Source organism: Microbacterium aquimaris (assembly GCF_039531285.1).
In the GTDB taxonomy this organism is placed as follows: Bacteria; Actinomycetota; Actinomycetes; order Actinomycetales; family Microbacteriaceae; genus Microbacterium; species Microbacterium aquimaris.
In genome coordinates this window covers 319,713-332,297 of record NZ_BAAAPT010000002.1, presented here as the reverse complement: position 1 = coordinate 332,297, position 12,585 = coordinate 319,713, and the positions used below count along the sequence as shown (strand labels likewise).

At 64.3% G+C, this 12,585-nt stretch carries 14 protein-coding genes; 2 read left to right on the top strand and 12 right to left on the bottom strand.

Going from position 1 to position 12,585, the window contains the following annotated elements; all coding sequences use genetic code 11:
- Positions 1 to 62: 62 nt before the first annotated feature.
- The 11 genes from ABD204_RS11090 to ABD204_RS11045 all read right to left on the bottom strand — a co-directional run bounded on the left by ABD204_RS11090 (position 63) and on the right by ABD204_RS11045 (position 8,737).
- Positions 63 to 2,843 (bottom strand): phage tail tape measure protein, encoded by a 2,781-nt coding sequence (locus ABD204_RS11090; RefSeq protein WP_194424803.1) that lies wholly within the window; start codon positions 2,841 to 2,843, stop codon positions 63 to 65.
- Entirely contained in the window at positions 2,815 to 3,051 is a 237-nt protein-coding gene (locus tag ABD204_RS11085) for a hypothetical protein (protein ID WP_322597616.1), read from the bottom strand. Before ABD204_RS11085 ends, ABD204_RS11090 begins: the two co-directional genes overlap by 29 nt.
- 178 nt (positions 3,052 to 3,229) lie before the next feature.
- Complete coding sequence (locus ABD204_RS14095; protein ID WP_194424805.1) at positions 3,230 to 3,496, bottom strand: HNH endonuclease; 267 nt, start codon at positions 3,494 to 3,496, stop codon at positions 3,230 to 3,232.
- Positions 3,497 to 3,558: 62 nt separating this feature from the next.
- Positions 3,559 to 4,344, bottom strand: a complete 786-nt coding sequence (locus tag ABD204_RS11080; protein ID WP_194424806.1) for a hypothetical protein — start codon at positions 4,342 to 4,344, stop codon at positions 3,559 to 3,561.
- Entirely contained in the window at positions 4,341 to 4,595 is a 255-nt protein-coding gene (locus tag ABD204_RS11075; protein WP_194424807.1) for a hypothetical protein, read from the bottom strand. Before ABD204_RS11075 ends, ABD204_RS11080 begins: the two co-directional genes overlap by 4 nt.
- Position 4,596: 1 nt before the next feature.
- Positions 4,597 to 4,842, bottom strand: a complete 246-nt coding sequence (locus ABD204_RS11070; protein WP_194424808.1) for a hypothetical protein — start codon at positions 4,840 to 4,842, stop codon at positions 4,597 to 4,599.
- Between the two features lie 156 nt (positions 4,843 to 4,998).
- Positions 4,999 to 6,033 (bottom strand): AAA family ATPase, encoded by a 1,035-nt coding sequence (locus ABD204_RS11065; protein ID WP_322597617.1) that lies wholly within the window; start codon positions 6,031 to 6,033, stop codon positions 4,999 to 5,001.
- Positions 6,030 to 6,362, bottom strand: a complete 333-nt coding sequence (locus ABD204_RS11060) for a hypothetical protein (RefSeq protein WP_194424809.1) — start codon at positions 6,360 to 6,362, stop codon at positions 6,030 to 6,032. Before ABD204_RS11060 ends, ABD204_RS11065 begins: the two co-directional genes overlap by 4 nt.
- A gap of 129 nt (positions 6,363 to 6,491) precedes the next feature.
- Positions 6,492 to 6,674 carry a hypothetical protein gene (locus ABD204_RS11055; RefSeq protein ID WP_194424810.1) on the bottom strand — a complete coding sequence of 61 codons (183 nt, stop codon included), beginning with the start codon at positions 6,672 to 6,674 and terminating at the stop codon, positions 6,492 to 6,494.
- Between the two features lie 499 nt (positions 6,675 to 7,173).
- Positions 7,174 to 7,500, bottom strand: a complete 327-nt coding sequence (locus ABD204_RS11050; protein WP_194424811.1) for a hypothetical protein — start codon at positions 7,498 to 7,500, stop codon at positions 7,174 to 7,176.
- A gap of 91 nt (positions 7,501 to 7,591) precedes the next feature.
- Positions 7,592 to 8,737, bottom strand: a complete 1,146-nt coding sequence (locus ABD204_RS11045; protein WP_194424812.1) for a tyrosine-type recombinase/integrase — start codon at positions 8,735 to 8,737, stop codon at positions 7,592 to 7,594.
- Positions 8,738 to 9,241: 504 nt separating this feature from the next.
- Between ABD204_RS11045 and thrS the strand changes: the two genes are divergently transcribed.
- Complete coding sequence (thrS, locus tag ABD204_RS11040; protein ID WP_206697479.1) at positions 9,242 to 11,179, top strand: threonine--tRNA ligase; 1,938 nt, start codon at positions 9,242 to 9,244, stop codon at positions 11,177 to 11,179.
- Positions 11,176 to 11,724, top strand: a complete 549-nt coding sequence (locus ABD204_RS11035) for an HIT family protein (RefSeq protein WP_322597618.1) — start codon at positions 11,176 to 11,178, stop codon at positions 11,722 to 11,724. The genes thrS and ABD204_RS11035 overlap by 4 nt, the downstream gene beginning before the upstream one ends.
- Positions 11,725 to 11,730: 6 nt before the next feature.
- On the opposite strand, the gene pdxY is transcribed toward ABD204_RS11035, so the two are convergent.
- Positions 11,731 to 12,582: a pyridoxal kinase PdxY gene (gene pdxY / locus ABD204_RS11030; RefSeq protein ID WP_194424814.1), complete on the bottom strand. Its 852-nt coding sequence runs from the start codon at positions 12,580 to 12,582 to the stop codon at positions 11,731 to 11,733.
- Between the last annotated feature and the right edge of the window lie 3 nt (positions 12,583 to 12,585).

The window sequence follows — 12,585 nt, the reverse complement described above, 5'->3', positions numbered from 1 at the left end:
CCGTGTGTTGTGGGTGTCCAAGAGTAGGGGGTGAGGCCGACAACCCCACCCCCCTCGTCCGGTTAGCGTGCTTTGCCGCCTCGTGCTCGACGTTGCGCCGCCGAGTCGTGTGACGCGATCTGCTGATCCGCGACCACCCGTGCACGAGTCAGGATCGACCCGTCCGCATCGACCAACGTCACCGTGTCCGGGAACGGCGCCGACGCCGGCTGAGGTGCCGCACCACTACCCGCCCCATACGTCGGAACCCACGTCGTGTTGTCCCGCGTGTCCTGCGGCGGTTTCCACCCCGACTGCAACGCACGCCGGAACTCATACACAGCACCCTGCCCGCCCATGTCCTGCACGTCATCCGCAGTCAACACATGCTCACCGTTCGACAACCTGTAGAGGCCGGCCTCGTCCGACGTGCCCGTGCCGGGTCCGTAGATCGCGCCACCGAACGCGCGCCCCTCAGGGCCGTTGCCGATCTGGAACGACAGGTCACCCGCGGCATCCTTCCGGTACGTCGTCACCCCGATAGTGATGTCCTTCGCGGAGGAGTCAGCAATGAACTGGGCGATCTGAGATGTCGCGTTCTGTGTCTCCGCGATCACCTCCCACTCCGTGGAATCCGGGATGCGGTAAATCTGATCCGCCAACGCCTCCGCCTCGTCCGCGTTCGCCCCCAGGTCGATCGCCCGGTCGATCAACGCTTGCCGACCGTTCTCCAACGTCTGCCGGTACGCGTCCGTGTTCCCATCCAGATCAAACTGAGCCTTCGCCGCATCCTGCGACTGCGCGGCAAGATCAACCAGCATCTGCTGATTCACCCGACCCGCCTCCGTGTTCACATCCCAACCAGTCGTGCCCTCAGCGATCGCCGCATCAACCTCAGCCAACGCATCCTTGTAGGCGATGTTCTGCGAGATCGCGTCCTGACCGACACCATTCGCCTCATTAATCGTCTCGATAAGCTCCTCGAGCTGCCCGCGAAGATCCTGAACACCCTCGGTCGCTTCCAGGTACGCCTCCGCGGCCGACTCAGCCGACTCCGCGTTCTCGTCCGTCGCACGCGCTGCCTGATCACGGATCACGTTCGCACGCTCCTGCGCCTCACGCTCATCGTTCACCTGCTCCGTCAACGTGCCCGCCGTCTGAGTCAAGTCCAGGTAGGAGATTCCGAGCTTGTCGGCCATCTCCTGCGCCGCCTCACCACCACCGGTCGCAACGTCCAGAATCTCCGTCAGCTCATCGAGGGCCGCACCACCCTCAGTGACCGCATCCTCAACAAGCCCGAGCGAGATTCCCAACTTGTCGGCGTTGTCATACGCGGAACCGAAGTCGAGGAACGCGAGCGTCTTATCCAACTGCAAGTTCGCTTCCACCAGCTCACGCACCGCATCCTCACCGGACCCGAGCGCATCCGCATATGACTGCGCTTTCGCACGCGCCTCAGCCTGCTTGCGTGCCACCTCACCGATGATCGCGAACAGCCCACCCAACGCGAGCCCCGCAGCACCAGCGGTCAACGTGACACCCTTCATCGACACCTGCGATGCCGCGAGGGCCGACCGCATCTCGATGAACTTCGTCGTGGCCAACAGTGCGGCACCACCCGCAAGCCCGACCGACGCAGCCACACCACCGGTCGCGAGGACAACATCCTTCACCGGCCCCGGCAGGTCGTTATACATGTCCACCAGACCCGTGAGGGCTTGCACCATCTCCCGCAGCGTGTCGTTCGCCGCGGAACCCGTCTCGATCAGAGCCGTATCCAACGCACCACCCAGAGCCTCAATATCGCCCTTCAAATTGTCCAGGCGGGCCGCTGCCGTCTCCGACGCATACCCCTGGTCATCAACCGCCGCGGTCCACTCATCGATGCCCTCAGCGCCCTCCCGGTACAACACGGTCGCCGCACGCACCGCATCCGACCCGAAGATCGTCGCCAACGCCGCGTTCCGTTGCTCCGGCGTCAAATCCTGCAACGCCCCCTGAAGATTCCCCGCGAACTCCGACAACCCCACGAACTCACCCGACGCGTCATACGCCGCAATCCCCAGTTCCTTCATGGTCCGCTCAGCCTCAGCCGACTGCGGCGTCAAACGTTGCAACATCGACTTGAACGCCGTACCCGCATCCGAACCCAGCAAGCCCTGCGCAGCAAACGCCGACAACGCCGCCGTGGTCTCCTCAATACTCAACCCGGTAGCCTCCGCCACCTGACCGCCCTGAGCCAACGCAGACGCCAAATCCGAAACGTCACCCATCGCCTTGCCGGCACCAGCCGCGAGCAGATCAGCGACATGCGCCATGTCCTCGCCCTGCAACCCGAACGTCTTCAACGCCGTCGCCGCGATCCCAGCCGCCTCAGCAACCTCGAGCTCACCCGCCGCCGCAAGATTCAGCGACGCCATCAACCCGCCACTGAGAATGTCTGCCGTGGACACACCAGCCTTCGACAACTCCTCAATGGCACCAGCAGCCTCAGTCGCGGAGTACACGGTCGACGCGCCAGCATCCAACGCCGCCTGCCGCAGCAAATCCATGTTCCCCGCAGTCTCATGAGTCGCCGCCTGCACATTCGACATCGCCTCATCGAAGTCCGCGAACTTCTTCACCGCGACCGTCACACCTGCACCGATCAGCGCACCCATACCGACCCCGGCACGCCCCACAGCGTTAAACGCTTCCTTGTACCGCGCCAACCGCTCCGACTCAGTACCCATCGTCGCCGTCGCCTTCGCAGCCGACAACATGTTCCGCTCGTACTCCTGCACCTGCGCAACGAGCTTTACCGCAATAGTCCTATTCGCCATTTTCGTCCCCTCGCTATAGCGACGACGGATCGAACGGCTCATCCTGAACGTGAGCGATCCAATCCGTGTCTTCCTCATCAATGACCCGGATCTGCCCATCCAGCCGATCCAGCTCCGTCACCAACCGCGCCAACGCATGAGCCGGCGCGCCATCATCAATCACCTGAGCGATCCGCAACCGAGCCGCCACCAGCAACTCCCGGCGCCCCTTCTCGATCGCCCCAACAACGCCCTCAGACGCCTCATCCATCACCAAACCCCCTCACACCGACATTCGTTTTTTTCGAAGAGAGAGCGCGTCCCAGAGCCCAGTGACGACAGAGCCACGGTCAAGGGGTGCAGTCCCCCTGGGGTCGCGGTCGTCGAGATCCCTGACCGACCCGTGTCGTTGGTCGTCGCGTGTCCGCGTTCGTGTGTCTCTGCCCATGTCAATCGAGCGCTCCTGATCGTCTGACGATCGGCGCGTATGCCCGTGCCCGCTTTGTGCTGTTGCATGTGTTGTGCGCTGCCGCTTTGTTCGCGAGGGTGTCGGCTCCACCGTTCGCGAGCGCTTTCACGTGGTCGACGACGAAGCTCATCGGATCTGGGTACTTGAGGGTGTAGTCGATGGGTTGCCCGCATATGTGGCAGTTCGGCTTGGTCCTCGCGATGATCACGCGGTGTCGCTTCCGTAGAGCGTCCGATCTCTTCACCATCTGTGCTCCTGTTCAGTTATGTGGTGGGGACGCTCACACCCGAGCGCCCCCACCAGCGGGGTTCAGACCGCGGGGATGAGGCTGATCCCGGCGCTCGGGTTCATGAGCTTCCTGCGTGCTGCGTCTCCTGCTGCGATGCGGTCTGCGTGCTCTTCGGCGCGTCGACTGTTGCGGGCCTGGATCGTGTCGGTGTCGATGGCGAGGTCGATGCTGTGACCGGCGACGATGAGATCCCACGGGTTGCAGCGGCGACGGTGCTTCTCGAACGTGTCGAGGTCGACATCGGCGAGGCGGACGATCCACTCGGATGCGGGGGCGAACCGGGTGAGGGTTTGCAGCCAACTCCAGGCGCGGTCGACATTCTTGAGCGTGGAGTTCGCGGCGGTTGCTTGCTCCCATGCGGCGAGGTGCTTGGATCCGTGCGCGGCGATTGTTTCGCGGTCTTCGAGGGGGAGTCCTCGGAGGACAGTGTTGGCGTCCTCGAGGGTTTTGCCCGCGGTGGTTGCGAGGTTGCGGAGTGCTTCGAGGATCGGGCGTGTGTTGGCCCGGAGTGCGTCGATGATGTGGTCTTCGGCGGTGTCGGCCATCTTTTGTGCGATGGAGTCGCCGAGCGCGTTGATCGTGATGAGTCGTTGCACGGCCGGGTCGGTGTGGGGGTCGCGGTCTTCGAGGATCGCTGTGCCCCATGCGTGGGCGATCTGCTTCGACGTGACGGGTTCGATGTCGCGTGCGGCGGTGTTGAGTCGGTCGGTGTCCGCGTAGGCGTCTCGGATGGGCTTGGGCAGTGTGATGTCGAGCTTGCGGAGGATGGTTCGCAGGCTGGTCAGGGTGGTCGTGTTCGTGCTCATGAGTTCTCCTTGTTGGGTCGTTCGATTCGGATTCGGATTCGTGGGTAGACGGGGTGGATGTGGATGGTCCAGCCGTCGACTATGAGGTGGGCGAGGTCGCGTAGTGCGGTGTCGGCGATGAAGGTGAGTTCGTATTCCCATCGGCGTCGTTCGCGGTAGACGGTGACCTTCTCTTGTTTCGGCCATCTCGGTTCGATGCCGAGCTTTCGGAGCTCTGCGATCGGTCCTGCGGGGTCGAAAGTGGCGCTCATGTCAGCCCTCCTTCGGTGCGGGGTAGTAGGTGCCGGCGTAGTAGCTGCCGGGTGGTCGTGTGACGGCTCCGTAGGCCTTGCAGGCTGTGCGGAGTTGGATGGGGCACCGGTCGCAGATGCGGCTGAGTGCGTTTTGTTCCGTCTCGGTCAGGTCGTCCTGGATGAACCGGTCGTCGCCGTCGCATGCCGGTGCCGTGTGCTTGAGCTCGTCGCGTAGCGACGCCCACTCGTTGTCACCGCGTGCCACAGGTCACCTCCGTTGAGTCGGATCGTTGGATGCGTGGCCAGACCGTGCATCCGTCTTCGTGCATCGCTTGGACGATGGGCATTCGTGTGGACGGGTGGGGGATGACTCGGGTCCAGGGTTCACAGCCGTGGCATTCTTCGAGCCAGACACGGTGACTCATGCGGCCTCCGTTTCGGTGTTCCCGGTGAGCGTTCCCCGTTCCCCCCCTTTAGGGGTGGGGAACACGGGAACACGCACATCACCCGACGTTCCCGGAACGTTCCCGGGCGTTCCCGGAACATGCTGGAAGTCTCGAAACGCCTTGCTTGCTCGGGTAGATCCCCAGGTCATCCGGTCTTTCACGTCACGAACACTGGTCGGGGGAGGAGTGAGCTTCTGCAACATCTCCACGTCCGACACCGAAGGCGCCTTCACCGCGGGCATCCCGAACCGTGCGAGGGACGCACCGTCTCGTGTCTCGATGGAGAAGACGGTGACGGCGGGTTCCCGGTCGGGGTCGACGAGTTGGCGGAGTGCACCGTGTCGGTCTTTCACGATCGAGAGGACTGCTTCACCGCCGTGTCCCGGTCGGAACGGTCGGGTGTTCGTCACTCGAAGCAACGCCCCATCGATGGCACGTTTCTTCGCCGCTGTACCCGTGGCGCCGTAGTTGCTGCTGGACTGGGACTTCGCTTCGTGGTCGATCGCGAGGACACCTGCCCCGGTTGATGCGAGCGCGGTGAGCACTTGCCTGTTGACTCGCGTGTAGTCGTCGGCGTCGTTGGAGTTCGCACCGAACATGGGCAGCAGTTCTCCGATGGAGTCGACGATCACGAGCGACGGCCGCCAGTTGATCGTGTCGGCGACGAGCTGCATGACCTCCTGCGGGTCTTCGGGTACTGCGAGCCGGAAGCTGGAGTTGTCGATGAGCATGTCGCGGGACACACCGAACTCGCGGAAACGGGTGACGATCGCCGCCGGCCCGTTGTGGTCGAGGTCGATCCACAGGACACGCCCACTGCTGAACATCTCGTCGGCGGCCATTGCGCCCGCGACCAGGGTTTTCCCGGCCTCAGGTGCCCCTAGGAGCACGTTTACGGCTGAGGCGTAGCAGAGGGGCACGCCGTCGCTCCTGCGGCCTCCTACGGCCGTCTGCGGGGCGGTGATGTTGCCGTCGAGGATCGCGGCGACATCGATGTACTGGGCAGTCACGCGACTACCTCCGATCTTTCCGCGGCGACACGATCGAGTGCCGCCCACTGTTCACTTGTGGATTTGCGGTGCTGTGCTGCGTTGAATTCCGCGAGAGCACGTGCATGTTGAGCGCGTACCTCGGCGGGGTTGTTCGCGATGTAGTACCAGCTGTCTGCTTCACGCTCGGCCCGGTCAACACGGGTTTGCATCTCGGTGCATCCGGCGCGGTATCCGTCCGCCCATAGATGCCAGAGAGCGCCCGGGAGCTGGTGGGATTCGATTTCGCCAGCGAGGAATCGACGCACAATGTCATTCGTCACTTGCGTCACCGCCTCGAGCACGGTCACGTTGCTCCGCGATTTCGCGTTGTGCCTTGTGAAATCGTGCGAGGATTCGGCTAAACTTTGGGTTAGAACCCGGCCGCCCAGCAGAGTTCTCGGGACCCCCAGAGATGGGGGTTTCTTCGTGTTCGGTGGTCAAACAGAACCACCTCGCAATGCGCGCGCGTAGGACTCCCATTGCAGGAGTTCCGCGTTGTCGAAGTAGTTGTCGACGATCAGGGCCGCGACGGCGAACCCGTACTTGCGAGCCGCTTCACGGACGAGCTTCGACATCTTCGACGGCGATACGTGAATGCCGGCAGCGTCGAACTTGCCCATTCCGTAGACGATTAGGTCGTCTACCTTCCGCGCATTCAACTTCACGCGGGATGTGGCGGTGTGCGCCAGCGTCAAGCGATGTCCTGGAAGCTCAGCGGCCGTCCGTGGATGCTGTTGAGATCAACACGGATCAGTCGCGGTCCGAGACGTTCGGCGTAGATGTCGCCGCTTGAGATGTAACGTCGTACCGTCTTTGTGCAGAGTTGCCATTCGTCGGCGGCCTCTGCGACCGTTCCCCAGCGTCTTTCTTCTTCCACTTGTTCACCTCTCTCAGTTGGGTTTGTGTTGCTAAACCCCTCCGAGTGGAGGTGGTGTCAATACGCCGGGGCGCTTGACCAGTGGTTTCAGATTAACACCTTTGGCAGACATTTCCACTCCGGTCCACAAGGTGCACGCATGCTTTACGCAGGAAAGCCCTACTGGTTTCCCTTTACGCGGCGAAAAGAGTATGGGGGCGCCGACACAGGATGTGCCAACGCCCCCTTGAGGTCGAATGGGATTACTGGTCGTATTTCTCGGCCCAGTACTGCGCGAGCGCGATCAGGATTGTCGCGGCCTGGAATTGCTCGAACGTGATCTGGTCTCGGAAGTCGATTCCGAGCTGCCAGACGCCCGTGTCGTCGAGGTCGAGGAACGCCTTCCCTGCGAGTCCGAGGGGGAGTTCGTAGCCGGGGCGTCCGTCCTCGAGGGGTGACTCCTGCCCGAACATGAGCCCCAGCCCGTCTGCGTCGAGTTCGAGCGTGGCGGCGGCGTTCAGCATCTCCGTAACCCCGATCGTCGATGCGCTCGGGAACGCGGGGCGGGTTTCGATACTCTTGGTGTTCATCATCGTGCTCCTATGTGTGGTGGTGGTTGCCCCCGCTCGAGGTTCCAGCTCGGCGGGGGCTCTTTCGTCAGGTGGAAAAGTGTTGTCCACCTCAAGCGAGGTCTGACATGCGCCTCGCAAGCTCTTCATCACGGCCAGCCGTGTGCTGATACCGCATCGCCGCAGCAACAGTCGAGTGCCCCAACCGCTCCTGCAACTCCTTTAACGTCGCACCGGCCAACGCCGCACGGGTCGCCCCGTAGTGCCGCATCGCGTGCCACGGCATGTCTTCACGTCCAGCCGCACGACGAGCCTTATCCCAGTGCCTATAGAAGGAGGTCTGGGGGAGGTGCGACGAACCATCCGCAGCGGGGAACAGCAGCGCCTCAGGGAACCGGCTCGCATGGTCGCGTAGATGCTCATCGATGATCGGTGTGACGTGCGGGGGAAGCGCGACGGTCCGCACGCCGGCCTCAGATTTCGTGCGGCCGACGATGTACCCCTGCCCGGTGACGTGCGTCACAGCTCGGGTCACGTTGATCACGTACACGTCGGACACCTTTGCAATGTCCTTCACCCGCAACTCTGTTAGTTCTCCATACCGAACCCCTGCCCATGCGGCGAGGATCACGGCGGCACGGTACCGGTCGGGCATGGAGTCCAACATGACCTGCAACTCAGCCGAGGAGGGTGGGCGCACCTCTTTACCCGTCGACACCGACGAGCCCCCTCGCACCATGCAGGGGTTTCTCTTGATGCGGCCATGATCCACCGCGGTTGCCATCACGGACTTCAGCAGTTCATATGCGCGTGCGGTCTGAGTCTTCGTCCCGGTGGCGAGCTGTTCGGAGTACCAGACCTGGACATCCTCAGGGCTGATGCTGTTGAGCCGCGCGTCTTTGAACGGTGACAGCGGCCCGTTGAGCAGACGCCGGTACTCGGTGAGGGTGCGAGGGCGTAGGTGTTCACCTCGACGGTTCGTCCGGGTGGTGATGCACTGTTCGGCGTATGTCGCGAACGTGTCGGTCTGCGTCGCCTTCGCGGTGTCCACGGCTTTGGCTTCGTGGGCGGTCCAGTGGCCGTCCGCGATCTCGACACGTCGTCGTGCGAGCCACGCGCGTGCATCTTCTATTGCCGTGAATGTGAGGGGTGCGGTGTACCGGTTCCCGTCTGGCCCGGTGTAGCTGGCCTGGTAGCGCTTGGACGGGAGCTTACGGATGGCGCCGAACGCCTCCCTGCGCTTGCGCTTCGTGGCCATGCGTTTCCTTCCGTGCAATACCGTGCAATATCGCGTGTCCGGTAGTGTCCTCTTGTGTCTTCCAGTGACCTTAACACGATCCGCCACGATCCGCACCAAATCAACGAACAAACCCGGAAACACGCCAAAGTTACCAGTATCGTGAACACTGGTTCGATCCCAGTATCGCGCACCACCTGAAACCCCCGGGCCGCCGGGGGTTTTCGCTTTTCCGGCGTGCGTCGCGCGCCGAACGCTGCGCGTACACTGGCGGTCATGGACCTCCGTCGGCTCGGCACCGTTCGCCCGGTGCGCAGTGCCCGAACGCCGAGCGCCTGAGCGGGCGAGGCGCCACGGGCGCCCGAAGCTGAGCACCGCCGCCCGACGGACCGGTACGGCCCGGGCGGTAGCCTTGATCCGAGCCACTTTCTGGAGAGTTTCCCTGTGACTGACGTTGCCCCTCCGTCGGACGTGTCCTATCCCGCCGACGGCTTCGCGCTGTTCCCTGATCGTTCCATCGTCGCCATGCGCGTCAACGGCGAACTGAAAGACCTCGCCGCGACCGTCGAGCGCACCGATGACGTCGAGCCGGTGGCGGTGTCCAGCCCCGACGGACTCGACATCCTGCGCCACTCGACGGCGCACGTGCTCGCCCAGGCCGTGCAGCGGATCCGCCCGCAGGCGAATCTCGGCATCGGTCCGCCGATCACCGACGGCTTCTACTACGACTTCGGTGTCGACGAGGCGTTCACCCCCGACGACCTCAAGGCCATCACCAAGGAGATGCAACGCATCATCCGTGAAGGTCAGCGCTTCACCCGTCGCGAGGTCTCCGACGCCGACGCGCGCGTCGAGCTGGTCGACGAGCCCTTCAAACTCGAGCTGATCGATCTCAAGGGCGGCACCGCGGCCGGTGGAGAAGCCGCCGAGGGCGCCGCCGTCGAGGTGGGCGCCGGTGGGCTGACCATCTACGACAACGTCGACCGCGAGGGGCAGACGGTCTGGAAGGACCTGTGCCGCGGCCCGCACGTGCCCAACACCCGCATGATCGGCAACGGCTGGGCGCTGCAACGGGTCGCCGGCGCGTATTGGCGAGGGAGCGAGAAGAACCCCCAGCTGCAGCGCATCTACGGCACGGCGTGGCCGACGAAGGATGAGCTGCGCGCGTACCAGGCCCGTCTGGAGGAGGCCGCGAAGCGGGACCACCGCAAGCTCGGGAAGGAGCTGGACCTCTTCTCCTTCCCGGAGGAGATCGGTCCTGGCCTGTCCGTTTTCCACCCCAAGGGCGGCATCATCCGCTACGAGATCGAGCGGTACATGCGTGAGCGTTTGCTCGCGAACGGGTACGAGGTCGTCAACACCCCGCACATCACCAAGGGCGACCTGTTCATGACCAGCGGCCACCTGCAGTGGTACGCCGAGGGGATGTACCCCCCGATGCAGCTCGACGAGGTCGTGGACGACGCGGGGAACGTCACCCGTCAGGGGCAGGACTACTACCTCAAGCCCATGAACTGCCCGTTCCACAACCTGATCTTCCGTTCCCGCGGGCGCAGCTACCGAGAGTTGCCGTTGCGGCTGAGTGAGTTCGGGAGCGTCTACCGCTACGAGAAGAGCGGCACGCTGGCGGGCCTGACCCGCGTGCGCGGCATGACGCAGGACGACACCCACATCTACGTCACCGAGGACCAGGTGGAAGGTGAGCTCGTCCACAGCCTCAAGTTCGTGCTGGAGACGCTGCGCGACTACGGCCTGAACGACTTCTATCTGGAACTGTCCACGAAGGAGCCCGGCAACGCCAAGTTCCTCGGCGACGACGCACTGTGGGAATCGGCGACCGAGACCCTGCGCCGTGTCGCGGAGGGCTCGGGCCTCGAGCTGGTCCCCGATCCCGGTGGCGCGGCCTTCTACGGCCCCAAGATCTCCGTCCAGGCCCGGGATGCGATCGGTCGTACCTGGCAGATGTCGACGATCCAGCTCGACTTCAACCAGCCCGAGCGGTTCGAGTTGGAGTACACCGGATCGGACGGTGAGAAGCACCGCCCGATCATGATCCATCGTGCGTTGTTCGGTTCGATCGAGCGCTTCTTCGCGATCCTCCTCGAGCACTACGCCGGCGCGTTCCCGGTGTGGCTGGCCCCCGTACAGGTGGTGGGCATCCCCGTGGCCGAGGAATACGCCGACCACCTCCAGGGGGTCATCGACCGCCTCAAGGCCGCCGGCGTGCGTGCCGAGGTCGACCGCTCCGACGACCGCATGCAGAAGAAGATCCGCACCCACACTGCGCAGAAGATCCCGTTCCAGCTCATCGCCGGCGAGCAGGACCGTGACGCCGGTGCGGTGTCGTTCCGATTCCGCGACGGCAGCCAGCAGAACGCCGTGCCGATGGAGGAAGCCGTCGACCGGATCCTCGCGGCGATCCGGGGCAAGGCGTTGATCGACACCGCCGAGGACTTCGCGTGAACGACGCCGACGAGCAGGCGGACGTCGTCGACGCGGCCTCGTTCGCCGGCGCTCCGGATGCGTTCCAGCGGCTGTGGACCCCGCACCGGATGGCCTACATCCAGGCGGGCCCGCAGGTGCTCCGCGACGAGTGCCCGTTCTGTGCGGCGCCCGACAAGAGCGACGAGGACGGGCTGATCGTGGCGCGGGGCGAGACGGCGTACGTGCTCCTGAACCTCTTCCCCTACAATTCCGGACACCTGCTGGTATGCCCGTTCCGGCATGTGGCCACCTACGACCAGGCCACGCCCGAAGAAGTCGCCGAGATCGGCGACCTCACGCAGATCGGCATGCGCGTTCTGCGTGAGGTGGGCCGCTGCGACGGGTTCAACCTCGGGATGAACCAGGGCGCGGTCGCGGGCGCCGGCGTCGACGAGCACCTGCACCAGCACATCGTGCCGCGCTGGCGTGCCGACGCGAACTTCTTCCCGATCATCGGCCGCACCAAGGCGTTGCCGCAACTGCTCGGCGAGGTGCGCGAGGCGGTCAGCGCCGCCTGGCCGTGATCCCGATCAACGGACCCGCTGCACGTCGAACTGCATCTGCGGGTCGGCGTAGTGCTCCTGCGCCTGGATGAGTTGGAGCTCCCGCTGACCTGACTCGTGTGTCATCGACAACAGGGCGAACACGCTCGAGGTGGTGCGCGCGAGCGCATCGGCCGCGTCGCCGGTGCGCCGCAGGTGGGCGGTGAACAGCGCGGCGGTGACGTCGCCGGAACCATTGGCCTTCATGGGGATACGCGGAGTCTGCACGATCCACGCGCCGTCGTCGGTGACCGCCATCATCTCGATCGTCCCCTCGGGCCGGTCGGGACGCTCCACACTGGTGACCAGCACGGTACGCGGCCCCATCGCGCGCGCGGCGTCGGCCGCGGCCAGGGTGGATTCCAGATCGCTCGGCTCGGTGCCGGTGAGGAAGCCGAGTTCGAACTGATTCGGCGTGATGATGTCGGCCGCAGGCACCACCCGCTCGCGCAACAGCACCGGGATGGCCGGGGCGACGAAGCACCCGCTCTTGGCGTTTCCCATGACGGGGTCGCAGGCGTAGACGGCCGACGGGTTGGCCGCTTTGACCTGCTCCACGGTCTCGAGGATGACGTCTGCGATGCCTTCGCCGCCCTGATATCCGGAGAGCACGACATCGATGTCGCCGAAGGCTCCCCGCTCCTGAACGCCGCGGACCACTTCTCGCACATCGTCCGGACTGATCATCGGACCACGCCACTGTCCGTAGCCGGTGTGATTGGAGAAGGTGACGGTGTACACCGGCAACACCTCCACACCGATGCGCTGGAGCGGGAAGACGGCGGCGGAGTTGCCGACGTGGCCGTACGCGACCGCGGACTGGATGGAGAGGATCTTCACGGC